This window comes from Pseudoflavitalea rhizosphaerae, assembly GCF_003991355.1.
Lineage (GTDB): Bacteria > Bacteroidota > Bacteroidia > Chitinophagales > Chitinophagaceae > Pseudobacter > Pseudobacter rhizosphaerae.
Genome location: NZ_RCSU01000002.1, coordinates 73,182 through 98,878, shown reverse-complemented (window position 1 = coordinate 98,878; position 25,697 = coordinate 73,182). Strand labels below are relative to the sequence as shown.

The 25,697-nt window shown below is 46.8% G+C and carries 21 protein-coding genes; 8 read left to right on the top strand and 13 right to left on the bottom strand.

Features of this window, described 5'->3' with window-relative positions; all coding sequences use genetic code 11:
• Window positions 1-11 precede the first annotated feature (11 nt).
• The 4 genes from D9Y29_RS03215 to gyrA form a co-directional block, all read right to left on the bottom strand.
• Complete coding sequence (locus D9Y29_RS03215; protein ID WP_241237840.1) at window positions 12-653, bottom strand: response regulator; 642 nt, start codon at window positions 651-653, stop codon at window positions 12-14.
• Between the two features lie 43 nt (window positions 654-696).
• The gene (locus D9Y29_RS03210; RefSeq protein WP_127125015.1) at window positions 697-2,724 is read right to left on the bottom strand and encodes an ATP-binding protein; all 2,028 of its coding nucleotides are present in this window, start codon (window positions 2,722-2,724) and stop codon (window positions 697-699) included.
• Between the two features lie 433 nt (window positions 2,725-3,157).
• A complete protein-coding gene (locus D9Y29_RS03205) occupies window positions 3,158-4,540 on the bottom strand; it encodes a tetratricopeptide repeat protein (RefSeq protein WP_127125014.1) in 1,383 nt (460 codons plus the stop codon).
• Between the two features lie 42 nt (window positions 4,541-4,582).
• Window positions 4,583-7,225: a DNA gyrase subunit A gene (gene gyrA / locus D9Y29_RS03200; RefSeq protein WP_127125013.1), complete on the bottom strand. Its 2,643-nt coding sequence runs from the start codon at window positions 7,223-7,225 to the stop codon at window positions 4,583-4,585.
• Between the two features lie 392 nt (window positions 7,226-7,617).
• Between gyrA and D9Y29_RS03195 the strand changes: the two genes are divergently transcribed.
• The 3 genes from D9Y29_RS03195 to D9Y29_RS03185 all read left to right on the top strand — a co-directional run bounded on the left by D9Y29_RS03195 (window position 7,618) and on the right by D9Y29_RS03185 (window position 10,996).
• The gene (locus D9Y29_RS03195; RefSeq protein WP_127125012.1) at window positions 7,618-9,108 is read left to right on the top strand and encodes a DUF4339 domain-containing protein; all 1,491 of its coding nucleotides are present in this window, start codon (window positions 7,618-7,620) and stop codon (window positions 9,106-9,108) included.
• A gap of 166 nt (window positions 9,109-9,274) precedes the next feature.
• A complete protein-coding gene (locus tag D9Y29_RS03190) occupies window positions 9,275-9,586 on the top strand; it encodes a hypothetical protein (RefSeq protein ID WP_127125011.1) in 312 nt (103 codons plus the stop codon).
• Window positions 9,587-9,685: 99 nt separating this feature from the next.
• Window positions 9,686-10,996 (top strand): saccharopine dehydrogenase C-terminal domain-containing protein, encoded by a 1,311-nt coding sequence (locus tag D9Y29_RS03185; RefSeq protein WP_127125010.1) that lies wholly within the window; start codon window positions 9,686-9,688, stop codon window positions 10,994-10,996.
• Between the two features lie 225 nt (window positions 10,997-11,221).
• Here D9Y29_RS03185 and D9Y29_RS03180 read toward each other — a convergent pair whose 3' ends face one another.
• From D9Y29_RS03180 to rpmB, 7 genes are all read right to left on the bottom strand, one after another.
• Complete coding sequence (locus D9Y29_RS03180) at window positions 11,222-11,911, bottom strand: SIR2 family NAD-dependent protein deacylase (protein ID WP_127125009.1); 690 nt, start codon at window positions 11,909-11,911, stop codon at window positions 11,222-11,224.
• Window positions 11,912-11,967: 56 nt separating this feature from the next.
• On the bottom strand, window positions 11,968-12,939 hold the full coding sequence (locus D9Y29_RS03175; protein WP_127125008.1) for a DUF4349 domain-containing protein: 972 nt from the start codon (window positions 12,937-12,939) through the stop codon (window positions 11,968-11,970).
• A gap of 107 nt (window positions 12,940-13,046) precedes the next feature.
• Window positions 13,047-13,460 carry an EVE domain-containing protein gene (locus tag D9Y29_RS03170; protein WP_127125007.1) on the bottom strand — a complete coding sequence of 138 codons (414 nt, stop codon included), beginning with the start codon at window positions 13,458-13,460 and terminating at the stop codon, window positions 13,047-13,049.
• Between the two features lie 472 nt (window positions 13,461-13,932).
• Window positions 13,933-14,898, bottom strand: coding sequence for a signal recognition particle-docking protein FtsY (gene ftsY, locus D9Y29_RS03165; RefSeq protein WP_127125006.1), 966 nt, complete (start codon window positions 14,896-14,898; stop codon window positions 13,933-13,935).
• Window positions 14,899-14,978: 80 nt separating this feature from the next.
• Window positions 14,979-15,152, bottom strand: coding sequence for a DUF4295 family protein (locus D9Y29_RS03160; protein WP_127125005.1), 174 nt, complete (start codon window positions 15,150-15,152; stop codon window positions 14,979-14,981).
• Between the two features lie 19 nt (window positions 15,153-15,171).
• Window positions 15,172-15,354, bottom strand: a complete 183-nt coding sequence (gene rpmG / locus D9Y29_RS03155) for a 50S ribosomal protein L33 (protein WP_127125004.1) — start codon at window positions 15,352-15,354, stop codon at window positions 15,172-15,174.
• Window positions 15,355-15,383: 29 nt separating this feature from the next.
• Window positions 15,384-15,620, bottom strand: a complete 237-nt coding sequence (rpmB, locus tag D9Y29_RS03150) for a 50S ribosomal protein L28 (RefSeq protein WP_127125003.1) — start codon at window positions 15,618-15,620, stop codon at window positions 15,384-15,386.
• Window positions 15,621-15,957: 337 nt separating this feature from the next.
• Between rpmB and ppk1 the strand changes: the two genes are divergently transcribed.
• From ppk1 to panB, 3 genes are all read left to right on the top strand, one after another.
• Window positions 15,958-18,075 carry a polyphosphate kinase 1 gene (ppk1, locus tag D9Y29_RS03145; protein WP_127125002.1) on the top strand — a complete coding sequence of 706 codons (2,118 nt, stop codon included), beginning with the start codon at window positions 15,958-15,960 and terminating at the stop codon, window positions 18,073-18,075.
• Window positions 18,076-18,081: 6 nt separating this feature from the next.
• Window positions 18,082-18,990, top strand: a complete 909-nt coding sequence (locus tag D9Y29_RS03140) for a Ppx/GppA phosphatase family protein (RefSeq protein ID WP_127125001.1) — start codon at window positions 18,082-18,084, stop codon at window positions 18,988-18,990.
• Between the two features lie 132 nt (window positions 18,991-19,122).
• Window positions 19,123-19,938 carry a 3-methyl-2-oxobutanoate hydroxymethyltransferase gene (gene panB, locus D9Y29_RS03135; RefSeq protein ID WP_127125000.1) on the top strand — a complete coding sequence of 272 codons (816 nt, stop codon included), beginning with the start codon at window positions 19,123-19,125 and terminating at the stop codon, window positions 19,936-19,938.
• 288 nt (window positions 19,939-20,226) lie between these two features.
• Here panB and D9Y29_RS03130 read toward each other — a convergent pair whose 3' ends face one another.
• Both D9Y29_RS03130 and D9Y29_RS03125 read right to left on the bottom strand, forming a co-directional pair.
• Window positions 20,227-20,601 (bottom strand): ASCH domain-containing protein, encoded by a 375-nt coding sequence (locus tag D9Y29_RS03130; protein ID WP_127124999.1) that lies wholly within the window; start codon window positions 20,599-20,601, stop codon window positions 20,227-20,229.
• The gene (locus D9Y29_RS03125) at window positions 20,579-21,619 is read right to left on the bottom strand and encodes an N-acetyltransferase (protein WP_127124998.1); all 1,041 of its coding nucleotides are present in this window, start codon (window positions 21,617-21,619) and stop codon (window positions 20,579-20,581) included. Before D9Y29_RS03125 ends, D9Y29_RS03130 begins: the two co-directional genes overlap by 23 nt.
• A 614-nt stretch (window positions 21,620-22,233) precedes the next feature.
• Here D9Y29_RS03125 and amaB point away from each other — a divergent pair.
• Complete coding sequence (amaB, locus tag D9Y29_RS03120; RefSeq protein ID WP_241237839.1) at window positions 22,234-23,760, top strand: L-piperidine-6-carboxylate dehydrogenase; 1,527 nt, start codon at window positions 22,234-22,236, stop codon at window positions 23,758-23,760.
• A 318-nt stretch (window positions 23,761-24,078) separates the two neighbouring features.
• Complete coding sequence (locus D9Y29_RS03115; protein WP_127124997.1) at window positions 24,079-25,647, top strand: OmpA family protein; 1,569 nt, start codon at window positions 24,079-24,081, stop codon at window positions 25,645-25,647.
• The last annotated feature ends 50 nt before the right edge of the window (window positions 25,648-25,697 follow it).

The window sequence follows — 25,697 nt, the reverse complement described above, 5'->3', positions numbered from 1 at the left end:
ATGCCGCTATCTCAATCCAGGGGGATGATTTTGTGCATTATGGCTTTGGCAACAGCTTCGGTGGCACAGCTTACGTGTAGTTTATGATATGTATTTTGCAGGTGTTTCTTAACGGTATCGTTGGAAATCTGGCACTGTTTGCCTATCATTTTGTAGGAATGTCCTTTTACTAACCAGGTAAGCACTTCCAATTCCCTTTTAGTGAGGTTGAACTGTTGATTTATTTTCTTGCTTTCCCTGAAAAAATGCAATACTCTTTGAGCAATAAAGGGACTCATAGAGGCGCCCCCTTCCATCAGTTCATGAAGTGATTGAACGAGTTTCAGGGGATTTGTACTTTTCAGTAAATATCCATCGGCGCCGGCACAAAGGCTGTCAAATATTTTTTCGTCGTCTTCAAAAACAGTGTGCATCACAATTTTGATTTCGGGGTACACTTCTTTTATGAGAGTTACACCGTTGATGCCGCCAATGCCGGGCATATCAACGTCCATAATGATTAGTTCCGGGTAGTTTTCCCTGATTTGTTCAATGGCATCATTGCAGTTACTATAAGAAGCTTTTACCACAAACCCCGAGGATTCGGTCAGCAGCGCTTCCAAAGTGTGGCGCAGACGATCATTGTCGTCGTATATGATGAGATTAAAAGCCATTCTGTGAAGATAAAGCATCGTATAGTGAAAAAAACTTACCTTTTCAGGTAACAGGAAACAGTAAATCGATGCGGGTCCCTTTGCCTGGCTGACTTAGTAATCTTATTTGTCCGTTTAGAGCTGCTGCCCTGTTTTGCAGTGTGGTCATGCCATTTCCGGTGTTGTGTTTTTGGGTATCAAAGCCAATGCCGTCATCCTGAATTTCGAGTTCTACATGATTGCTGTTTATTTGTAATTGTACGGTAACATTACGGGCATTGGCATGTTTTACCAAATTGTTGATGGCTTCTTTGTAGAAAAGGTAAAAGTTTCGCCGTCTGTCCATATTCAGGGAAACCTGGTTTGCTTCTTCAGGAAAGTTGATTTGGTAATCGATATTCTTACCATCCAGCATATCGGCAGCATATCTTCTCATACGCACCAACAGGTTTTGGATATTGTCGTAACGGGGATTGATGTTCCATACAATATCACTGATACTTTCGTTTACATATTGTATCTCTTCCCCTGCTTTTTCCAAATACTCACCCAGTTTTGCCTGGTTGGCTGCATTGTTTTGCGCCAGCTGATTGAGCAGGCTGATATTGCTTAGGGAAGAGCCTATATCGTCATGCAGGTTTTCACTTATGTTGTTGCGCATGGTGATAATGGAGGCCTGTTGTTCTATTTTCTTTTTTAGCTTATACCTGTTAAATCCCAAAAGGGCTAACAGGATTATCAATGCGGTAAGTCCAAGCAGTAAATTTCGTATCAGGCTTTGGTTCTTGATTTGTTTTTGCTGAATGATTTTTTCTTTTTCAGCGATTATCAATTTTTGCTGATTATTGGCAGTCAGCAGTTTTTGCTTTTCCAATTCATTCTGTTGCCGGAGCAGGTTTTCTTCCTGCAGTTCCTTTGTTTTGAACAGCAAATTAATTTCATCCTGTTTTCGTTCTGCCTCTATTTTGTTTCCTTTGATGACGGCTTTCTGCTTTTCAATTTCCAATTGTCTTATTCTTTCCTGAATTTGTAGCCGGTTTATTTCAAAATCTTTTTTCTCCAGATCAAATCCTGCCTGTAACATTGCAATCCTGGTATTCGTTTCACTGTTAACGATGCTGTCTCTCAGCAAAATGTATTTTTTATATTGCTCGAATGCTTCTTTGTAATTATGGTGTTCGAGGTAAAAGTTGGATAAGTAATTGTACCCGTTTCTCATTACCACTTTATTTTGTAGCGAAGATGCCAGCGCAATGGATTTATTAAAATATTGAAGTGCATTGGCGGAGTCGCCCAACATATTGCTGTAAAAAGCTGCAGCAATATACCGGTTAGCGGCTATACCATAATTTTTCATTTCTTCGTAAAGGGAAATGGCTTTCCGCTCTAAATCCAGTGCTTCCTGGATCTTTTTTTCCCTGTTCAGTAATAGTGATTTGGTGATATAGACCTGCGCCAATCTTTGTTTGTCCTTACTTTTTTCGGCAGCTGCCAGGCCCAGGTCAATATATTTTATTGCCAGCGGCATGGAGTCCGTTTGCGCATACATATTGGCCAGGTTGGTATAAGAAATGGCTAAATCTCTTTGAGCTCCCGACTTTTCCCGTATTTGTAAAGCCTTAAATGCGTAGGTGAATGCTTTTTCATCTTGTTCCAATTGAAAGTAAGCTGCTGACAGATTGCTCATTGTCTGCGCCAGTCCAACGGTATGATTGAGTTGTTCATAAATTTTTATGGCCTGCAAATAATATTCAACCTGTTTATCCAATGCGCCCGTTTCCCCGCATGAAAATCCCCAGTCGTTATAGATGAGTGCAGTAGTTTCATTGTTTTGCTTTATGTAATATGCCTGTAAAGCTTTTTGATAAAACTGGTTTGCGTCAGTGAATTTTTGTACAGCCGATAAATATTTTGCATGCAAAAAATAAGCTTTGCCCAGGTATTCGGGTTGATTTATCTGTTGTGCCATATTAAGCGAGAGCAAATCATAATGACGCATTTGCTCAAACTCTTCCGCATTGAACAGTGAATCGGCTTTTTGTATATAATCTTGAATGGTACGCAGTGAGTTTGGCGATGATTGGGCTGCCAAAGGTGTATTTTTCAAGAAGAAAAATGCAATGCCTAAATATATTGTTGAATTCAATAGCTTCAAATGACCAAATTTAGGGTAGTAAATCAAAGTTTATTAAAGCAAAAAAAGCTGAGCGTGATCCTATCACGTTCAGCCTTCAATTATTTTATCAGGACTGCACCCTATTCAGGGCTTACTTGTGCATCTTCTTTTTCTTGCAGGTTCTTGTAAACCTTTAACTCACCGGATTTCTCGCCACTTCTGTAGCCCATCCAATAACAAAAACAAGGTACAGTTACCAGTACAAAAAGAATCAGCAGCAGATCGTTTGAATTCACTGACATTGGGTATGGCAAGGTTGTTGGGTAAATAAACGGGGTTACAACTCTAATATAGAAAAAACCCCTGATACTTCAGGGGTTTCCTCATTAAAATTTACCACTATGTCTTATTAGTGTTTCCGGTCTACGTTATTGAATTTTTCGGTGTAGTCGGTAGTTTTGTCGGACAGTTTTTTGATTTCAGCTTCCAGGTTTTTCACCTCGGCTGTATTCTTCTTAGCTTCAGCGGCATTCTTCTTTTGCTCCAGTTGGCTAACTTTCTCTTCGTTGATAGTGATCAGCAGATCGAGAGAGTTCTTAAGAATGTCTTTATCGTCCATTTTCAGTTTGCCTTCGGCTTCCAGTTTGTTGGCAACCTTCTCAAAGTAAGGAGCAGCTTCATCAAATTTGGTAACCACGGCTGCACGGAGCTCTTCTTTCTTTTTCAGCTGATCAGCAGTGAGTTTTACTCCGCCCTGTGGACGGATAGCTTTGTTCTCGTTGTTGATATCAACGCCCTGGTTGTAGATGATTTGTCCGAGTACCATATTGGCATTGGGATAATCAGGCTGGATCTCCAGGCATTTTTTGATCAGGTCTGTAGCTTTCGCGATCAGCTCTTTGGAATTGGCCGGACGCAGTGCAGCATCCTGGTTGTAACCTGCCTGGTACACTTCCACTGCATAATTGAAGAGGAACAGGTGATTGTTGGGATTCTCCGCCAGTACCTGGTCATATTTTTTAAAGAGCTCTTCTTTGGTGCCTTTTTCACGCATCAGTTCCAGTTCAAAGCCAGTCCAGAAAGAATCCTGGGGATATACTTCCCTTCCGAGTTGTGAATAATGTTTGGCTTTTTCTACATCATTTTTTTGACGATAGTAGTCTGCCAGCCATTTGTACAATTCCGCAAAACCTTCACCTTGTGCTTTCTGATCTGCTATCATACCATAATAAACCGCAGCTTCATCGGGCTTGCTGGCTTTTTCTGCAGAGATGCCTGCATACAGTGTTGTAGTAGTATCCAGCTTCAGAGTGGTGAGGTTCTTGCTGCTCATGAATTCGAAGATGCCGAGACATTTCTTGAAGTTTGAGAGCGCTTCATTGAAGTTACCTGCATTGTAGTAGGTAGCACCTGCAGAGGAATAACCGGAATACAGGTCCAGCAATGGTTGGCTGTTATCCAGCGTCAAGAGAACGTTCCTTTTGGCTGCATCCTTCTCACGGGTTTCTTCCATCGCCATATATTTTTTCAGTGATTCGAACGCTACTTCGCGTGCATCGGGCACTGAGCTGCGGAGTACGGAATCACCTGCAACGGCAACATATATTTTTGCTTTTGTATACCAGGCTTCAGGATTGTTCTGGTTCTTCTCTACGGTGAGTACGTTATCGATCTCCGTTTTTGCTTCGGTGATCTTCTTCTTGCCCAGATAGTCTTTCGCTTTTTCCAGCTTCTGCGCATACAAACCCAACCCTGGTGCGGCGAGCAACGCTAACAGCAATACTTTTTTCATTGTTTGCTTATTTATTTAATAGTATAAGAGGTTTTATCTGCTTTAGTTATTGTCTGGTCCTTCTTCAGATGCTTCAGCGGCTTCTCCGGTTGCAGCACCATCATCATTACCTGCTTCACCTGTTGTTTCTCCGGAAACTTCGGTACTTTCAGTTCCTTCAGCAACAACACCTTCTGCGCCTTCTGTTACAGGTGTTTCATCTTCTTCAGATTCGTCCAGGCTGGTGATGGCAGCAATTTCATCGCCATCTTCCACGCGGATAAGTTTCACACCTTGCGTTGCGCGACCCAGCTCGCTGATGCCGCCAACCGGCATACGGATAATGATACCGCTCTTACAGGTGATCATGAGGTCTTCCTTCTCAGTCACATCCAGAATTCCTACCAGGGATCCGGTCTTATCTGTCACACTGATGGTCTTCACCCCTTTACCTCCGCGGTTGGTAACGCGATATTCTTCCACCTGCGTTCTTTTTCCGTATCCTTTTTCACTCACTACCAATACAGTACGACTGGTATCTCCACTGTTGACACATATCATGCCAATTACTTCATCGTTATTATCATCTACCTCGATACCCGTTACACCGATGGCGCCACGGCCGGTTGCCCTTACTTTTTCTTCAGGGAAACGGATGGCCCTTCCACTCTTCACAGCCATCATGATCTCGCTGTTGCCGTCTGTCAGTCTTGCTTCCAGCAATTCATCGCCTTCATTGATGGTAATGGCATTCACACCTGTTTGACGTGGACGGCTGAAATCTTCCAGCGCTGTCTTTTTGATAATACCCTTCTTTGTACAAAGAACGATATTATGACCGTTCACATAATCCTTATCGGCGAAGTCCTTTACGTCGATGATGGCGCGGACCTTATCGTCCGGAGCGATCTGGATCATGTTCTGTATCGCACGTCCCTTGCTGGTTTTCTCACCATCCGGGATCTGGTAAACGTTGAGCCAGTATACCCTACCCTTTTCCGTGAAGAAAAGCATGGTATGGTGGGTGCTGGCCACGAAGAGGTGTTCGATATAATCTTCCTCGCGGGTTTTACCTCCCTGTACACCACGACCGCCACGGCGTTGTGCTCGGAATTCGGATGCGGGTGTACGTTTGATATAACCGAGATGTGAGATGGTGATCACCACATCTTCTTCTTTGATCAGGTCTTTGATACTTACTTCATCATCCAGGAAAGTGATCTCGGTTTTGCGTTCGTCACCGAATTTATCTTTTACCTCGATGAGTTCATTCTTGATTACATCGTACCTCATTCCTTCGTTGCCAAGCAGTTCTGTGAGATAGTTGATCAACTTCATCAATTCATCATATTCTTCTTTGATCTTCTCACGTTCCATGCCTGTCAAACGCTGGAGACGTAATTCGAGGATGGCTTTGGCCTGGATCTCGTCCAGTCCCCAGCCAGCATTCACGAGGCCCTCTTTCGCAATCTCCGGTGTAGCGGATGCGCGGATCAGGGCGATCACTTCGTCCAGGTGGTCCAGGGCGATGAGATAACCCTGCAGGATATGCGCTTTCTTCTGCGCTTCCTTCAGATCGTATTGGGTACGGCGGACCACCACTTCATGGCGGAACTCGATGAACTCAGCGATGAGCTCAATAACGCTCAGGGTGCGTGGGCGGCCTTTTACAAGCGCTACGTTATTGATGCCGTAGGAAGTCTGCAGCTCGGTGAATTTGTAAAGCTGGTTGATCACCACGTTGGAGATGGCATCCCTTTTCAGGTCTACCACAATACGAGTGCCTTCCTTGTTGTTGGATTCGTTATTGATATGGGCGATGCCTTCCAGTACTTTCTCGTTCACCAGTTGGCCGATGCGGTCGCAGAGCGCGTCACGGTTCACCTGGTAAGGCACTTCAGTGATGATGATCTGTTCGCGGCCGCTGGCTTTGGTGTCTACATGAACACGTCCGCGGAGTACAACCCTGCCCCTTCCGGTATGGTAACCGGATTTGATGCCTTCCATACCGTAGATGATACCACCGGTAGGGAAGTCGGGAGCCTTGATGTACTGCATCATTTCATCCACTGTGATTTCACGGTTATCTATATACGCCACACAGCCGTCAATCACCTCGGAAAGGTTATGGGGCATCATGTTGGTGGCCATACCTACCGCGATACCGCTTGATCCGTTGAGGAGCAGGTTGGGTAAGCGTGTAGGCAATACAGTTGGTTCTTCAAGCGAGTCGTCGAAGTTGAGCTGGAAGTCCACAGTGTCTTTGTCTATATCCATCAGCATGCTTTCTGCTGCACGCTGCAGGCGCACTTCGGTATAACGCATGGCAGCCGGCTGATCACCATCCTGACTACCGAAGTTACCCTGACCGTCTACCAGTGTGTAACGCATGCTCCATTCCTGGGCCATTCTCACCATGGCATCGTAAACAGAACTATCGCCGTGCGGGTGGTACTTACCCAACACTTCACCCACTATACGCGCGGACTTCTTGTGGGGTTTGTTGTAATGCACACCCAGTTCATTCATGGCAAACAGGATGCGGCGGTGTACGGGTTTGAAACCGTCGCGCGCATCAGGTAATGCACGGCCTACGATCACGCTCATGGAGTAATCGATATAAGCCGTTTTCATCTGCTCCTCGATGTTCACAGGAACGATCCGGTTCTGGTCATTCGTTTCTTGTGGTATAAGATTCTCTTCCATACTTGCTTCCTGTATTTTTGGGTCCGTGTTTTTTACCGCCGTGAAGGCGGAACGTGAAGGCGCAAATTTACCTTATTTGCATCGTAAAACCGCGGAATAAAGCCTGTTTTTGCCCTCCTATTTTATCCACTGATTTAGGCAACTTATGCAGATTTTCAATGGGTTTTGAAGGCGGAATCCCGCCCCGCTTTTTAACGTCGTTTTCATAATTTAGGTGGCCTGGTTTTTGGTTTAACCCTACTCAACTGTTAACTTGCAATTACCTTACAAATCTCCAATACCCGCCAATATCCTTTATTGATCCTACCCTGCTGTGGAATAAGCCATCAGTCAGCGTTTTGCGCCATGATCCCCCTGTGGTAAAACTATTTTTGCACGCTTATCGGTGATCTATGAACAAGTATTTATTACTGCGCGATAATAAACAGACCGGTCCTTACACTGTAGAGGAACTGGTGAAGAAGGGACTCAAGCCTTACGACCTCGTTTGGCTCGACGGCAGGAGCGCAGCCTGGCGGTATCCCAGTGAAATTGATGAACTCAAAGCCTTCGCTCCGGTGGTGGAAGAACAGCCGTACGACAGGTTCTACAAACGCAGCAGTTCTGCCCAGCAGGATGCTGTCCATTCAGTACAGCAACAACCCATCAAGCAGGAGCAACCCCTACCCGTTTCCAAACCGGTGGTGAAAACCGGTAGCGGAAAAGTATATGTAACGCTGCCTGCCGGATTCAGGCAAAAGCAAACAGCTCAGCAGGCAACTGCTGAGGAAACTGTAAAGCCTGGACCTGTTCAGGCTAAAAAAGAAACTGCCTTTCCGGTAATGAAAGCCGAAGGAAAGTTGGAATCCGGCAAACAGGAAGAAGCAGGTGTTTCCCGGGAAGCCGCCAAAGCGCTGGAAGCGCGCGCCGCCGCACTGGCTGAATCCGTCCAGGCCGCTGCTGCTGCCTCCAAAAAGCAAACAGCACAGCAAGCCATTCAGCAATGGGACCAGCAATCTAATACATCAAATACTCAACCGGCTAATTCTACTGTTGAGCAACCCGCCAACTTCTCGTCCCTCATCAATAAACATGAGCAGGCAGAGACCATTCCGGTGATCCCTATGCGCAATCAGTCAGGAAGGAAGCAGTTGCTGCTGATGCGCAGTATCGTTGCTGCCTGCCTGTTATTGGGCGGTATCGTCATCGGAATGGCGCTCACAAATAGCAAGAGCAGTATTGAGAACCAGAAAGCGCTCGACCAGCTGGTGCAGCGCCTGCAGGAAAGAGAAGCCCAACGTCAGGCTGGGATAAATCCGGAGCAAGTAGCAGGTGAATCCACTACTCCCGCTAATTCTGAAGAATATGCAGAAGAAAGCACGCCTACCGTGGTTGAGGAAAGCCATACCCAGGAAAAAGATCCCGGCCAGCAACTGGCAGTAAAAGATAAGCAGGTCCCTCCTGTCGTAAACAGTCATGATGCACCAGTTACCTTCCAGGAAAAAGACCCGCATGAAATGAAGGTCACCCAGGCAGTAGTTACACGCAAGGACGAGCCCAGGCCCGTCCGTGAAGCAGATATAACCGCCGCCCGTGAAAAGATCTTCCAGATGGTGCAGGTGGCCGCCAGTCCTTTTCGCACCGGCGTGCTGGGAGGCATTTCCAATTTATACTTCACCGTTTCCAATACCAGTTCTTTTCCGCTGGACCAGATAGAACTGGAGATAAAATACCTCGGCCCTGAAAACAGGGTGGTAAAAGTGCAGCGTCTTATCTTCAACGATGTTGGCGCCGGTGCACAAAAAACACTTGAAGCTCCACGCACTTCGCGTGGTGTATCGATCGATTATGTTGTAACGAAGATCAATTCAAGAGCGCTGGGCATCGCCCATGCAGGTTTCTGATTGCGTATACTCCTTCACGCTATACCCTGCTTCATTACGATGAAGAATACCCGAACACCCTGGTTTGAATTAAAAAGGTATTAAAATCATCCCACTACATCCTGACCTTCAGTAACTTGCTGATAAATGAATAGTTTATTCTTCACTAAATAAAAACACGTACGCCATGAAGAATACTCTCGCCACGCTTATTGCCATCATCATAGCGGTAGCCAGTTTGCATGCTTTCAGGGCCATGCAACACGCATCCGTTACCGGTAGCATTCAGCCGAGCTATGGAGCCAAGACCATCTGGGCCATTCAGGGTAATGACACTACAAGGATTTATTCAGACAATGGCGCCTTCACCTGTAATCTCAGGCCGGGTACCTGGAAGCTCTGTATCGATGCAAGACCTCCGCTGCAGGACCGGGATGTGGAGGTACTGGTACAAGACCGTCAGTCTACCGATATCGGAGTGATTACACTTCACCAATAATTGTTTAGGGCAGCACTGCAATTTCCCGCTTCAACAATAGCTGCCATTCCTGCGATTGCCTCCATTTTCCCCTATTACCGTTTTTATTATCTTGTGCCAATGAAGCATATACTCGTCTTCGGTGCAGGAAAGTCAGCAACATGCCTGATCGATTACCTCATTAAGGAAACCGGTGTGCATGGTTGGACGCTTACTGTTGTGGATGGGAACCTGGAACTGGCCAGCTCAAAAACGGCTGGTGCGCCGCATGCGAAAGCGGTTGCCATCAATGTGGAGCAGAACGAAGCAAGGCATGCACTGGTTTACTCCGCCGATATCGTGATTTCACTGCTGCCGCCATTCCTGCATTACCTCGTGGCGAAGGATTGTGTTCAGTATGGTAAGAACCTGCTCACGGCCTCTTATGTGGATGAAAAGATAGAAGCGCTGAAAGATGAGATCAATGCAAAAGGATTGTTCTTTCTCTGTGAGATGGGCCTCGATCCCGGCATCGATCATATGAGCGCGATGCAGCTGATCAGCTCCATCCGCGCCAAAGGCGGCGCCATCACTTCGTTCAGATCACATTGCGGAGGATTGGTTGCTCCCGAAAGCGATAACAATCCCTGGCATTACAAGATCAGCTGGAATCCGCGCAACGTGGTAATGGCAGGTAAGGCAGGCGCAGTATACAGAGAGAATAATGAAAAAGTGGAAATCCCTTACACGGCTTTATTCAATGTCAGCAATTCGGTATATGCGCCAGGCCTGGGAGAACTTGCCTGGTATGCGAACCGCGATTCACTAAGTTATATTCCTGTTTACGGGCTCGAAGAATCACTCACCTTTCTACGCACCACGCTCCGTTATCCTGCTTTCAATGCAGGCTGGAAGCAGATCATCTGGTTACATCTCACTGATGAAACAATGATGTACAACACAGATGGGCTCTCGCTTTCCGCCTTCTTCAGGGAACATTTCAGGAAGCAGGATACCTCAGATGTGATTGCCGCTCTCTCCAAAGAAGATCCATTCTATCAGCAACTCGATTTTCTCGGACTGAACGATGAAGCAACCATTATCAACAAAGGTCTCTGCACAGCCGCCGATGTTCTGCAGTTTGCCCTGGAACAAAAATTGGTTTTGGCCCCGCACGACAAAGACATGATAGTAATGTTGCACGAAATAGACTATCTCCTCAACGGTCAACTCCGTCATATCAAAAGTTGTCTGTTGGTAAAAGGAGAAGACCAGCTTCGCACGGCCATGGCAAAAACGGTTGGACTGCCACTCGGCATTGCAGCCAAATTAATTCTGCTGGATGAAATAAAACTCACCGGTCTTCACATCCCTATCCTGCCGGAGATCTATGAACCCGTACTGAAAGAATTGAACCAAAATGGTATCACCTTCCAGGAGGAAGAAGCCTGAAAAAAGCATAGAAATTTGCAACTTGCTAATAAACTGCAGCACATCTCCGCAGCCCATTGTTTGAGCGGGGTATAAAATGTAGGCCTTGAAAACGTAAGCGAAAAAGTTCAACAGCATTCCCCTGTCCTATCCTCCCTACTACAGTTGATCAATGCCACCCAAGCGCTGGTTCGTTTTCCAGCCGGCATTTTATACCCCGCTCAAACAAACAAATCACAGGAAGTATTATCCCCCTCGCAGTATCCGCTTCAACTCCTCTACGCCCGTTGTTGCCGGCATTTCAATTGGATGAACGCCATAGAACCCTTCCATTGCCGGGATCTTCTTATCAACGATGTATTTCGGGACCCCTGGCTGAACAAAGTCCACCAGTCCTGCTGCAGGATAAACAACCAGCGAAGTGCCTACCACTACAAAAATATCGGCAGCCTTCACTAACGGTACAGCCTCAGCGATCATCGGTACAGGCTCTTCAAACCAAACGATATGCGGGCGAAGCTGTTCGCCGTCTTCAGCCAGGTCGCCGATCCTGATATCGCCGGTAATGGGATAGATCAGCGATTCATCACCTACGCTGCGCATTTTGAGGATCTCGCCATGAAGATGGAGTATTTTTTCAGAGCCGGCACGTTCATGCAGGTCGTCAATGTTTTGGGTGATGATCTGAACATCGAAATCATGCTGCAGATCGGCCAGGCCGAAATGCGCAGCATTGGGTTTTGCATCCATCACGTTTTTGCGACGCATATTGTAGAAGTCGAGCACCAGTGATGGATTCTTTCGCCAGGCCCGGGGCGTGGCCACTTCGGTTACATCATATCCCTCCCAGAGACCATCACTGTCCCTGAAAGTTTTCAATCCGCTCTCTGCGCTGATACCGGCGCCTGTCAGCACCACCAATTTTTTCTTTGCCATGAAGCTCGAGTTATCAGGCTTCAATGTACGAAAATTCAGTGGCGTTTATTTCCCCATCAGGCTTCCGCCTGCTCTACAACCTTACTGGTAGCGGGTTTGGCCCGATTTCGTTTCACAGTCTTCTTCACAGCATACACTACCAGTCCAACTCCCAGGAGCATCGGCCATAGCGTGATCAATGCCACCATCACATCTCCGAGCCATTTGAATCCGGCTCCGAATGCATCCAGCACACGGGTCCCAAAAGAGGGTTCATGGTTGTTGTTATTTACCAGGTCAGGGTCCAGTATCTGGAAATAAACAAGCTGGATGGTGCTGTAAGCTGATGAATGATTGAGGTAGCCCATTCTGCCTGCAGCAGCTTCGATCTCTTCCTGGATCTCGTCCACTTCCTTCTGCACCTGGAAAACCTCTTCCATATTCTTTGCCTGCTTCATCAGCTCAAGGTAGCGAAGACGGGCCTGGCGCTTGGCTTCCAGCCTGGAGCGCACATCCACCACTTCGCCGGTGACGTCTTTACTGGTAATATTTTTTGTAAGGATCTTTTCTGCATTACCGGTGAATTCATTCACAGCCTGCTCAAACAAATCTACCGGCACGCGGATGCTGACCTGGGATTGCAACTTATAATCGGAGCTTTCCTGGTTCTCTTCGGCGATATAACCGGCATACTTACCCGTAATGGCGCTTACCAGGCGTTCAAATTCCCTGAAGTTCTTTATTTCCAGTTCCAGGCTGGCGTTCTTGATGATCTTCTTGTTCCAGTCGGATCGCGAAGCCGCGGGAGCTGTAGCAGGCTTTTGTTTTTGTCCGGGTTGCTGATCGCTTTGATTGCCGGACTGTTTCTCCTCAAAGCGAGCAGGCTCTGCGATGCTGTCTGATGCTGCATCAAAAAGCTCAAGGTTTGCTACTTCAGCTTTTTGCGGCGCAATGGACATTACGGTGTCAGCAGGTGCTTTTTCGGATGCGTTTCGGCAAGAAGAGGCCAGTACCAGCGCGAACGCTGATACGGTAAGAAAGGTTTTCATACTGCAATTTTTAAGGTGGTATAACTGAGATGCTTGTGTAAGTGATTTTACACAAATTGATTCCAGCTACCTGCAGCAAGTAACCCGGTAAGCTTGTTAAAATGGGTTTAACCCTTATCGCCTGCCAGTTCAAGGACCACTTTCCATTCCGCCGGGGTGACTGGACTAACGGAAAGGCGACTGAGTTTGATGAGCGCCATGTTGGCCAGCCGGGGTTCGGCCTTGATCTGTTTCAGGCTAACGGGATTCATTAAACGCTTTACTGGTTCCAGGTCAACCACTACCCATGCATCTTCATCGGTGGTGGGATCCTGGTAGGATTCTTTGGATACACGGGCAATGCCCACTATTTCCAGTCCTTCATTACTGTGGTAGAAAAATACCAGGTCCCCTTTTTTCATGTCCCTGAGAAAATTGCGGGCGGCATAGTTGCGTACTCCATCCCAGAAGGTCTTTTTGTCTTTAACAAACTGATCCCATGAGTATTTGAACGGTTCCGATTTAACCAACCAGTAAGCCATAATAAAGCAATTGCGGTAATATGAATAGAATGAGCAGCAAATGTACCGGGAAAATATTTATCCATAAAAAATCCAACCAGGGGCCGGCACCCGTAAGTATTTTTGCCAACTCCCCCCAACCAATCATTTTCCCCCGTCAAAATAATTTCAAGGTAAGAAATTACCAAACCGATCATGTGGTGTTACCCAGGAGCTAAAAAGGCTCACTATCGAAGACCGGCATTTACCGGTCTTCCTTTATTATTGCGTGTAGGCTACACTGTTAGAGTGTGGCAGTCGCTCGCCTCTGGCGAGTGACTTCTATTTGTTCGCCTCCGGCGAACACTGCGGCGCCAGAGGCGCCTAAACATAAGTCACTCGCCAGAGGCGAGCGACTGCCAACTCTCCGCCCTTTTTGGTCAGCCCCTGGCGGCAGCGAAAACAAAAAGGGCCAACCTGATAAGGCTGACCCCGCAAAAAAATTATTGAAAGATTACTTTTTATCCAGGTTGAACAGGCTGTCAACAAACTCATGTTTATCGAATACCAGCAAGTCTTCCATCTTCTCTCCCACTCCGATGAATTTCACCGGGATCTTGAACTGGTTGGCGATGGCCAGTACTACGCCGCCTTTGGCAGTGCCGTCCAGCTTGGTGATAGCGAGTGCGGTCACATCTGTGGCAGCGGTGAAATGTTTGGCCTGTTCCAGCGCATTTTGACCTGTAGATCCGTCCAGCACCAGCAGCACTTCATGTGGCGCTTCTGGAATATGTTTCTGGATTACGCGTTTGATCTTGCTGAGCTCGTCCATCAGGTGGGCCTTGTTGTGGAGGCGGCCTGCAGTATCGATGATCACCACATCTGATCCTTTGGCCACACCGCTCTGAACAGTATCAAATGCAACAGAAGCGGGATCTGATCCCATGGCCTGTTTCACGATAGGAACGCCCACGCGTTCACTCCAGATAGTGAGTTGATCAACCGCAGCGGCACGGAAGGTATCGGCAGCGCCGAGTAATACAGACTTTCCGGCCTTCTTGAAATTATAGGCGAGTTTGCCGATGGTAGTGGTCTTGCCCACCCCATTCACGCCTACCACCAGGATCACATAGGGTTTGGCAGGCATTTCCGATTCAAAGGTGTAGGAAGAAGCCTGGTCGGCATCCACCAGTACAGCTTCGATCTCCTGCTGCAGCAGCCCGTTGAGCTCACTGGTATTAAGATATTTGTCTTTTGCTACGCGTTTTTCAATGCGGCTGATGATCTGAACGGTGGTGTCGATGCCAACATCCGCGCTTACGAGCGCTTCTTCAAGGTTATCGAGCACTTCATCATCAACAGTACTTTTGCCTGCTATCGCCTTGGTGATCTTGGAAAGAAAGCCTTCCTTGGTCTTTTGGAGCCCCTGGTCGAGCGATTCTTTTTCCTTCTTACCGAATAGTTTTCCGAAAAATCCCATACTCAGAATTTGTGCAAATATAAAATACAAAAAGCCGTCCTCGCCGGAGAACAGCTTTTAATATTGTACTTACTATCCACTTATTTTTTTGCCATGAAATCCTTGATCTTGTCCTTGTGAACGATCGCCTCTTTAAAAGTATAGGCGCCGGTCTTTGGACTGCGAACAGCACGGATCACTTTGGTATAGTTCTTCGCTTCAGCAGATGCTTTGGCATCTTTCACTTTCGCGTTCTTGGAAGCTGCTTTTGCCATGATTATTTAATTGAAGATATTATTTAATCTCTTTGTGAACCGTAACCTTCTTCAGGATCGGGTTGAACTTCTTGAGCTCCATACGCTCAGGATTGTTCTTTTTATTCTTGGTAGTGATATACCGGCTGGTTCCGGGCTGACCGCTGGTCTTGTGCTCGGTACATTCCAGAATCACCTGTACCCTGTTACCTTTCTTTGCCATATATGAACATTGAAAATTTGACTAATTAATTAGATCTTCTCTCCTCTTGCTCTCAGTTCTTTCACCACACTCATCAGACCATTCTTGTTGATAGTGCGGATAGCCTCAGTAGAGAGCTTCAAAGTAATCCATTTTTCTTCTTCGGCGAGGTAATAGCGTTTCACCTGCAGGTTTGGTAAAAACCGGCGCTTTGTCTTGATATTTGAGTGTGATACACGATTTCCGGTTACCGGAACTTTACCTGTCACCTGACATACTCTTGCCATGACTTAAAAATTTTGGGACGGCAAAGGTCGGTAAATGCAATTAATTATCAAAAAGAAAATGCTGATTTTTCAAATAATGATTATCAACATTGTGGATAAACCGCTCTTTTCAATCACCTAACTCCCAATGCCAAAGGCGCAAATATACACAAAATTGACGCAGCTGCAACGTACATTTGCCGAATACTCCTGAATTCTCGCCATTTTCACCCGGATTGCCTGTCCCCTTCAGAAACTTACTTGCATGATTCTGAAGCGAATAATTAATAATTACTTAATTTAAAGTTGATTTCAGGCGCACCAACTTTGACAAAAACCGCCTGACCCAATGCTCAGCATGAAACGTAAAACAATCGCAAGAGATATCAGCTGGCTCAGCTTTAATGGCCGTGTGCTCCAGGAAGCCGCCGATCCCTCTGTGCCTCTCCGGGAGAGGATCAAATTCCTCGGCATCTTCTCCAATAATATGGACGAGTTCTTCCGGGTTCGCGTAGCTACCCTCAAAAGAATGAACGAATTCGGCCGCAAGCTCAAGAACATGCACCTGGAACAGGCGCCCGGAAAGATCCTGGACGAGATCCAGCAGGTTGTGCTGGAACAGCAACAATCTTTCAACACCATCTGGGAAAGTGTTCGCCGCGAGCTGGAAAAAGAAAAGATCTTCCTCGTGAACGAAAAACAGCTCAACAAAGAGCAGCAGAAATTTGTACAGACCTATTTCGAGGAAGAGGTTCGCTCCAATATCATCCCCATCATGGTGGAAAACGTTCCGCAGCTCCCCTACCTGCGCGAGAAATCATTGTATCTCGGTGTAGTGCTCAGTCGCCGCGACCAAAGTCTTCGCCGCAAATACTCGCTTATCGAAGTTCCTTCCAAATCTGTGGGCCGCTTCTGCAAGCTGCCTTCGCCCGAAGGAGAACAACATATCATTTTACTGGAAGATGTGATCCGTTTCAATCTCAAAAGCATCTTCTCTTATTTCGGTTACGACCGTTTCGGTTCCTGGGTATTCAAGATCACGAAGGATGCAGAGATCGATCTCGACAATGACGTGAGCACCACCATGATCCAGAAGATCGAGAAAGGGCTCCGCAACCGTCGCAAAGGCAAGCCCGTTCGCTTCGTATACGATAAGGAAATGGACGATGGACTGCTGGACTTCCTCATCCGCAAACTCAATCTCAGTCGCAAGGAAAGCATGATCCCCGGAGGGCGTATCCATAATTTCCGTCACTTCATGGACTTCCCCGATGTGTTCCAGAAAAAGAGCGCGCGGAAGAAACCCTTCCAGCACCAGCTGTTGAAGCATACCATGCGCGTGACCGATGTGGTGCTGGAGAAAGATATCATGCTTAATTTCCCTTATCATTCTTTCAATCCCGTAATCGATCTGTTGCGTGAAGCCGCCATCGATCCGGAGGTAACGGCCATCAAGATCACCGCATACCGCCTCGCCTCCAATTCCAAAGTGATCAACGCCCTCATCAATGCCGTGCGCAATGGCAAACAGGTGACCGTTATGCTGGAACTCCGCGCCCGCTTTGATGAAGAAGCCAACCTGGAATGGAAAGAAAGACTGGAAGAAGAAGGCGTGAAAGTACTGATTGGTATACCTAACATGAAAGTACACGCGAAATTGCTCATGATCAAGAAGCGCGTGAACAACCATACCATCCACTACGGCTTTGTGAGCACCGGCAACCTCAACGAGAAAACATCACATGTGTACGGCGATCACTGCCTGCTCACTTCGGACCGCTTCATCATGGCCGATGTGAACCGCATCTTCAACTACCTGGAGAACCCCAAAGAAGGCGATAAATTCCTCAAAGCCTGCAAAACCCTGATCCCCTGCCCTACCAGCCTGAGAAAGGAATTATACAAGCTCATCAATAGAGAGATCCGCAATGCGCGCTCCAAAAAACATGCCTCCATCACGCTCAAGATGAACTCCCTTTCCGATGAGGAACTGATCAATAAATTGTATGATGCCGCAAGGGCCGGTGTGGAAATCCGCCTGATCATCCGCGGCATCTTCTGTATGTATTCCGAGAGCAAGAGATTCAAGGTCCCTGTGAAGGCAATCAGCATTGTTGACGAATATCTTGAACATGCAAGAGTATTTATTTTCCACAATGGAGGCGAAGAAAAAGTATATATTTCATCAGCCGACTGGATGGTGCGCAACCTGGATCACCGTGTGGAAGCCACTTGCCCGATATTGGACGAGAAGATCAGGCGTGTGTTGAAAAATATACTGGAAATTCAGTTGCGGGATAATGTAAAAGCCAGAATTTTGGACAATGAACTGAGCAACCGGTATGTGCGCGACAGAAAGCAGAAGAAAGTCCGGAGCCAGGTTGAGACCTATCAATATTTACATCAAAAAACCATCATCCATGCAGATTCTGCGCATACATCTCCGGTGGAGTCGCTTGCTGCATCGGATGCCTAATTACCCATGAGACTGGCGGCCATCGATATTGGAAGTAATGCAGCGCGTTTATTGATCTCCGATGTATTCCATTCGGACACTGGCAAGCCTGAGTTCCAGAAGATCAACCTCGTGCGGGTACCGCTCCGGCTCGGTTTCGATGTATTTGAAAAGAAGACCATCTCCCCCGAAAAAGAATCGATGATCCTTAGCACCATCAAGGCTTACAAGTTGTTGCTGGATGCTTATGGCGTGGGCCTGCATCATCTGAAGGCTGCCGCTACTTCCGCTATGCGCGATGCCGATAACGGCACAGAGATCCTCGCCCGCGTGAAGGAAGAAACAGGGATCGATATCGAGATCATTACCGGCGATACCGAAGCCACACTCATCTATGAGAACCATGTGGCCGAGAATATGGACAAAGACCATACCTATCTCTATATCGATGTGGGGGGCGGCAGCACTGAACTGTCTTTCTTCGCCGAAGGCAAACTCAAATTCCGCAGGAGTTTCAATATCGGCACCATCCGCCTGCTCAAGCGACAAGTGGAAGAAAAGCATTGGGACGATATGAAAGACGCGCTGCGCCGCGAAACACGCGGACATATGGAAGACATCATCGGTATCGGTTCCGGTGGTAATATCAACAAGATCTTCTCCCTCTCCAAACGCAAGGAAGGCAAGCCCCTCTCCTTCGATATGTTGAAGGACTATTACAAGGAATTCAGCAGTTTCTCCGTGCAGGAAAGGCAAAGGCTTTACAAACTGCGTGAAGACCGTGCAGACGTGATCGTTCCCGCCCTTCAGATCTACGTGAACATCATGCGCTGGGCCAATATCAAAGATATCTATGTGCCCAAGATCGGTCTGGCAGATGGTTTGATCCAGCACCTCTACGAAGAGCTGGTCAAAAGCCGGCAGGCGATTTTCTGAGCGGCAGTTACATTTTTATCGTTTTCCCCTACCTTCGCCATTCTTATTAACAAACTGCGAGGAGCATTATGAATGTGTTTTATTCTAATGCAGAGCCATATTCCCTCCCGCTCAGCGCTAAAAACTCCAGTTATGTCAATCAGTAAAGAAATCAAGCGTATCACTACCAACACGCTCCAGAAAATGAAATCACAGGGCGAGAAGATCTCCATGCTCACCGCCTACGATTTCTCTTTCGCCAAAACCTTTGATGCCGCAGGAATCGACGTGATCCTTGTGGGCGACTCTGCTTCCAACGTTATGGCTGGTCATGAAACTACGCTACCTATTACGCTGGACCAGATGATCTATCACGCTTCTTCCGTGATCCGCGGTGTATCACGCGCGCTGGTAGTGGTAGACCTGCCATTCGGTTGCTACCAGGGCAATTCCAAGGAAGCCCTCATCTCTGCCGTCCGCATCATGAAAGAGACCGGCGCCCATGCCGTGAAACTCGAAGGCGGCGAAGAGATCCTGGAATCCGTAAAACGGATCGTAGCTGCCGGTATCCCTGTAATGGGACATCTCGGCCTCACGCCACAATCCATTTACAAATTCGGCACCTATACCGTACGCGCACGCGAAGAAGCCGAAGCCAACAAACTCCGTAACGACGCCAAATTGCTGGAAGAGGCAGGCGCATTCGCAATGGTACTGGAAAAGATCCCTGCGCAGCTGGCCAAAGAAGTATCTGAAAGCCTCATCATTCCCACCATCGGCATCGGCGCCGGAAAATATTGCGATGGCCAGGTGCTGGTGATGCACGATATGCTCGGCATCAATACAGAATTCAAACCAAGATTTTTACGCCAGTACCTCAACCTCAACGAACAAATCACGGGGGCGGTGCAGCATTATATCCGCGATGTAAAATCAAATGATTTCCCGAACGATCAGGAGCAGTATTAATTCCTTTTCCGGCAAAGGGGTTGGGTCAGGACGGCTGTGAAACGAACCAACGCTTTTGTGGGTTGGATGGGCCGTGGTTGGTTTGATGGAGCTGTAGTGCAGAGCCAGGCTTTTTCGCTTACGTTGCGAAGGCCGGTCTGACCCAACCACCTTTGCCTCATTTCCCTGAGAGTGCAGCAGATCAGGTTGCGATTTTGCATTTGATTACAGTCTTGTAAAAATGCTGTTGAAAAAAACAAAGGAGCTAACCTTCACATCTGTGACTGCGCATAGTTTCGGCGAGTCAGGTCAGATTATATAACGAAATGATTGGGGAGGGACGAAGGATCTGTCGCGCTTTTTGGGATCAATTGGTTTTTTATAAAGACGAGTAGTGCCTATCTTGATCGCATAGGCTGTTTGTCTTCCGTAAAAATATTGCATAAAGAAATCTTTCTGAACACCAGCATTCTCTTTTGTTTCTTTCCAAATAACCTCCGGACTGTCAAGTAATATTTCTTCAATAGAGAATTCACCAACAATTCTTCCTACAGGCATGGTGCAATAAACCACAACGCTTTTTATTGCCTTATTTGTAAAGATTGATTTACGGTATTCGAACTTCTTTTCGCCGTTGAATATTTTTTGAACATATTCAGGCTTAATTGATAATAATACTTTCATTTACCTGGCCTTTTTCTAGTATTTGAGCAAGTTGTTGATCATTGATCCTGAAGAATCCCCAGTAATCACTGTTCAATTGAATGTCTTGAATTAATGTCTTCCTGTTTAACCTTTTAGTTAATGCAATGTTATAGGTCATTTTTATTATTAACAAAGGTTTTTTCTCATTATACCAACTAATCAGTTCATCCCGGCCAAATACGCTGTGTGTTTGACAGTAGGTAATATACTCTTCGATACCGGCGAAGCTATTCCGGGACTTTATTTCTTCAACTGTACATATAGAGGTAGCCACACTTCTATACCAGGCGCTTCCCTGTCCATCACTTGTTCTGTAAACGATCAGTAGATCGCCTGGCCGAAGAGCCTTTACCCCTTCCATATAACAGATATAGACCTTGTGAATACTATTAGTATGCGAGACATCCTTTATCAGGTCGTAGGTTTCATTGAACAATTTGGAGTCTGGAAATAACTGAGTATGAAACTTTGGATGAATGGAAAGAAGGTATTTCTTGTTTTCCTGAGTATTGATTAAGGGATAGTCGAACAGGAAATTATTCCTGAATATCCTCATGTTTTTTACTAATACATCTTCAATCCCATTGGGTGTCTCTTTTTCAGCCGCTTTATTAAAGCCATATTTTTTGAGTAAACGAACCAATGATTCATGTTTGGGGAATACCGTTACATATACATTGTCGACATTCTCAATGGTTGCATGATCCAGGATTTTTTTTACAAACCTTTCTCCTAATCTGGTACCATGTGGATTCACTTTGAATGTTCCTACTTTTAGCCATCTGCTGACAGGTAAATCCGGTTTAACATCAGTTATGCCGCCTTCTTCTACTTTCAGGTATAAGAAGCCCTGAATATTACCTTCTTCATCATAACCAACATAGGCAGTTGAGTCTGCTTTTTTATTGAACCATTTCATGAATTCCTTATAATCGTTCTTTAGTGAATCGAAGAAAGGATCATTGACATTAATATCGCTAAAAAGCCTGATTTCCATTAAATACTTTTTATATAATTTGTTAATAAGAAAAATCCACCTTTGGCATATTCATGAGATCAGTTCACGCTGTAAGTTTTGAGGAAGCAGTAAAGAGCGAGTACTGAAAAAGTCAAATCCTGGAAGGCAATTGGTAGCTTTCGCTTGATCATTCCATGAAACCTCGAGATTGGAATTTCTGAAGAACATCGGATCTTCAATAAAACGAAAAAACTTTCTTCAGGTACCTGGTTTCTTTGAAAAAAATTTCAATTGCACCTGCTTACTTCCGCTGTTGCACAGAGTACCCCTCCCCAAAATCCATTGTGAAGGATGCATTGCCGGGTGATCAAAAAATGATGAACTCTCCAAGTGCCAGGGCCCGTGCGGGATATGTGAAGGTGGGCCTACGAAACGTAAGCGAAAAAGCCCGGCTCTGTACTCCAGTCCCATCAAACCAACAGAAAGCCCATCAAAGCCACAAAAGCGCCGGTTCGTTTCGTCAGCCACCCTTCACATATCCCCACGGGCCGCCAGCAATAAACAATGATTACCCTCACTTAACATCCATCAATCAACCCAGAACAACCACCCCAAAGATTTATCGTAAATTCGCCCTCTTAAATGCATTCCTCATGATGGATTTCCTCTCCTCACTCAAGATAAAAGCTGAAAATTCCGGAGCAGCAACCGGACAAAACTGGCTCAAAGCCAACGGCTCAACAATCGATTCTTTTTCACCGGTTGACGGCAAACTGATCGGTTCTGTGCTGGCTGCCGACAAAAAGAATTATGAAGATGTGATCACGAAAGCGCAGTCTGCTTTCCTGGAATGGCGCAACTGGCCGGCTCCCAGGCGCGGTGAAGTGGTCCGTCAGATCGGCGAAGCGCTCCGCGCTTACAAGGAGCCGCTGGGCAAGCTCGTTTCCTATGAAATGGGTAAGAGCCTGCAGGAAGGTTATGGCGAAGTGCAGGAAATGATCGACATATGTGATTTTGCGGTTGGACTTAGCCGTCAGTTGCATGGATTCACCATGCACAGCGAACGCCCTGGTCACAGGATGTATGAACAATACCATCCACTTGGACTGGTAGGCATCATCTCCGCTTTCAATTTCCCTGTGGCTGTATGGAGCTGGAACACGATGCTGGCCTGGGTTTGCGGCGATGTTTGTATCTGGAAGCCTTCCGAGAAAACACCGCTCTGCGCTATTGCCTGTCAGCATATCATTGCAGAAGTATTTGCAAAGAACAATGTTCCTGAAGGCGTATGCGGACTGGTAGTAGGCGGTCGTGAAGTAGGCGAATGGATGAGTAACGATACCCGTATCCCTCTCGTTTCTGCAACGGGATCTACCCGAATGGGCAAGGCTGTGGGCGCTGCATTGGGCGCGAGGCTCGGCAGGGCGCTGCTGGAACTGGGTGGTAATAATGCGATCATCATTTCCAAAGATGCCGACCTGGATATCGCTATCCGTGGAGCTGTATTCGGCGCCGTGGGAACAGCAGGACAACGTTGCACTACCACCCGGAGGCTGATTGTTCACGAATCTGTGTATGATGCCGTGAAGTCTAAACTGGTGGCAGCTTACAAGCAACTGGTGATTGGCGATCCCCTGAATGAGAAGAACCATGTAGGACCGTTGATAGATAAGGATGCCGTGAAAATGTATCTTTCGGCTATTGAAGCCTGTAAGAAAGAAGGCGGCAGCTTCATCGTGGAAGGTGGTGTGCTGGAAGGGGCAGGATTTGAAAGCGGCTGTTATGTGAAACCGGCTATCGCCGAGGCGCAACCGCAATATGCCATCGTGCAGCATGAGACCTTCGCTCCCATCCTTTACTTATTAAAATATTCAACCATAGAAGAGGCCATCGCTATTCAGAATGGCGTGCCCCAGGGATTGAGCTCCAGTATCATGACCCTCAATCTTCGCGAAGCAGAACAATTCCTTTCTGCCGCAGGAAGTGATTGTGGAATCGCCAACGTGAATATAGGAACATCGGGAGCAGAGATCGGAGGCGCTTTCGGAGGCGAAAAAGAAACAGGCGGTGGACGTGAGAGCGGAAGCGATGCCTGGAAAGCCTATATGCGCAGACAAACCAATACCATCAATTATTCTACGCAATTGCCATTGGCACAGGGTATTAAATTTGACATCTAAATAAATATACCGGGATACAAACCCTAACGCACAATCGATATACGCTTTTTATCGTTATTATGCGCCACGGACTGTATCCCGGTTCTCTTTTTTGATATATCTCAGTTTCTTCTTTTTTCCTTTCCCCTCATAAAATAAGATTGGCCTCCAAAGCGTTAGACTGCATTGGAAATCCTATATCGGTTTGAAACGGCCAAACTATAATAACTAACCCCTGCCCTGTAAGGCAAAGCGCATGCCAAACATAAACATGCCAACAGTTTATTAGTCTGGAAGTTTTCTGTCGATCCTGACCTTATACAAGACAAAATTTTACAGATGAAAAAACTGTTTACACTGTTGTGTTTTACTGTGCTTGCTTCTGTATGTTTCGGCCAGCTCCGCCTGGCCTTAGCAGGAGGCCCCCACCAATCCAGGATCCTGGAGAGTAATAATCTCCCGGGCTGGACTGACTTCACCAAACCAGGCTATTCCGGACGAAGCGGATTCCACCTTGGTGTACTGGCTGAATTCCCCATCAGCGAAAACAAGCGCTGGCATATTCAGCCCGGTATCTTTTATATGACCAAGGGAAGAAAATTCTCCCGAACGTATGATACCGCGTCTGTGCAAACAGACAGCCTCTCATACAAGCAGCAGTTCTCTCCCAATTACATCGACATCCCGGTGAATCTCACTTATAAGTTACCGTTAGGTAAAAAGACCAGCTTCTTCCTTAGTGCGGGACCTTATATCGGTTTCTTCTATACAGGGAAACAAAGAACAGAGACCCGCATTGTTGAGCAGGATGATATCGTTAAACTGAAAACGAACGAACAGCCTATCGAATCCGGCAATGAGACCTGGAAAGTGAAAACAATCGATTATGGCGTAAATGCCAGGGCCGGCCTGGAATTTGGCAAGGTATTCGTGTCCGGCTTCTTCAGCCAGGGCCTCAACAATTTTTATACAGCCCCCTACGATGGTAAATTCAATAACCAGGTTATGGGCGCCACACTTGGCATTTGGCTCGGTAAAGCCCCGATCTTCGAAGGCAAACCAAAGGATAAAGACAATGATGGCATCATCGATAAAGACGATGCCTGTCCTACCGAACCTGGCACTCTTGCCGCAGGCGGTTGTCCTGACCGCGATGGCGATGGCGTAGCCGATAAAGTAGACCAGTGCCCGGATATTGCCGGTCTCAGGAAATACGGCGGCTGTCCCCCGCCCGATCGTGATGGTGATGGTATTCCTGATGAGGAAGACAGGTGTCCGGATGTTGCCGGCACCCAGAAATACAGAGGTTGCCCAATCCCGGATAGCGATCGTGATGGTGTGAACGATGAAGAAGATAAATGTCCAACCCTCGCCGGCAGTAAAGAGAACAATGGTTGTCCGCTGCTCGATACTGATGGCGATGGTATTCCTGATAAAGAAGATAAATGCCCAACAGTCAGAGGCCCCAGATCAAACAAGGGTTGTCCTGAATTACAGAAGGAACTGATCGATAAAGTGAACTATGTGGCCAAGCAGATCTACTTCGATAATGGCAGCGAAACCCTCAGCGCCTCCAGTAAAAAAGCACTCGACCAGCTCGTGGAACTCATGGATAAGAATCCGCACCTGGTAATGGCCATTGATGGTCATACAGATAATACCGGTAATGCACAAAGGAACCTTAACCTGAGCGCCAAACGCGCGAATGCAGTGAAGGTTTACCTGATACAAAAAGGGATCAACCAGTTCCGCCTCGATGCCAGCGGCTTCGGTCAGACCAAACCGATAGCCGATAATAAAACGGAAGCAGGAAGAGCAAAGAACCGTCGTGTGGAACTCAGGCTGGCGAGCGACTGGGGATATATCCGCCCCTCTGCCAGCTGGAAGGCCAGCGCCGCATCCCGATAGTTGTTTTCCCCTTTTTCACCAACATAACTAAACCCAGGGCTGACCCGTAA

Coding starts and splice junctions, on each gene's coding strand:
- D9Y29_RS03185 (WP_127125010.1), top strand. CDS start 9,686: ATGAAGCATATACTCGTCTTCGGTGCAGGAAAGTCAGCAACATGCCTG.
- rpmG (WP_127125004.1), bottom strand. CDS start 15,354: ATGGCAAAGAAAGGTAACAGGGTACAGGTGATTCTGGAATGTACCGAG.
- D9Y29_RS03205 (WP_127125014.1), bottom strand. CDS start 4,540: ATGAAAAAAGTATTGCTGTTAGCGTTGCTCGCCGCACCAGGGTTGGGT.
- amaB (WP_241237839.1), top strand. CDS start 22,234: ATGATGGATTTCCTCTCCTCACTCAAGATAAAAGCTGAAAATTCCGGA.
- D9Y29_RS03215 (WP_241237840.1), bottom strand. CDS start 653: ATGGCTTTTAATCTCATCATATACGACGACAATGATCGTCTGCGCCAC.
- panB (WP_127125000.1), top strand. CDS start 19,123: ATGTCAATCAGTAAAGAAATCAAGCGTATCACTACCAACACGCTCCAG.
- D9Y29_RS03140 (WP_127125001.1), top strand. CDS start 18,082: ATGAGACTGGCGGCCATCGATATTGGAAGTAATGCAGCGCGTTTATTG.
- D9Y29_RS03115 (WP_127124997.1), top strand. CDS start 24,079: ATGAAAAAACTGTTTACACTGTTGTGTTTTACTGTGCTTGCTTCTGTA.
- D9Y29_RS03195 (WP_127125012.1), top strand. CDS start 7,618: ATGAACAAGTATTTATTACTGCGCGATAATAAACAGACCGGTCCTTAC.
- D9Y29_RS03130 (WP_127124999.1), bottom strand. CDS start 20,601: ATGAAAGTATTATTATCAATTAAGCCTGAATATGTTCAAAAAATATTC.
- D9Y29_RS03160 (WP_127125005.1), bottom strand. CDS start 15,152: ATGGCAAAAGCAGCTTCCAAGAACGCGAAAGTGAAAGATGCCAAAGCA.
- ppk1 (WP_127125002.1), top strand. CDS start 15,958: ATGAAACGTAAAACAATCGCAAGAGATATCAGCTGGCTCAGCTTTAAT.
- rpmB (WP_127125003.1), bottom strand. CDS start 15,620: ATGGCAAGAGTATGTCAGGTGACAGGTAAAGTTCCGGTAACCGGAAAT.
- D9Y29_RS03125 (WP_127124998.1), bottom strand. CDS start 21,619: ATGGAAATCAGGCTTTTTAGCGATATTAATGTCAATGATCCTTTCTTC.
- D9Y29_RS03180 (WP_127125009.1), bottom strand. CDS start 11,911: ATGGCAAAGAAAAAATTGGTGGTGCTGACAGGCGCCGGTATCAGCGCA.
- gyrA (WP_127125013.1), bottom strand. CDS start 7,225: ATGGAAGAGAATCTTATACCACAAGAAACGAATGACCAGAACCGGATC.
- D9Y29_RS03170 (WP_127125007.1), bottom strand. CDS start 13,460: ATGGCTTACTGGTTGGTTAAATCGGAACCGTTCAAATACTCATGGGAT.
- ftsY (WP_127125006.1), bottom strand. CDS start 14,898: ATGGGATTTTTCGGAAAACTATTCGGTAAGAAGGAAAAAGAATCGCTC.
- D9Y29_RS03175 (WP_127125008.1), bottom strand. CDS start 12,939: ATGAAAACCTTTCTTACCGTATCAGCGTTCGCGCTGGTACTGGCCTCT.
- D9Y29_RS03190 (WP_127125011.1), top strand. CDS start 9,275: ATGAAGAATACTCTCGCCACGCTTATTGCCATCATCATAGCGGTAGCC.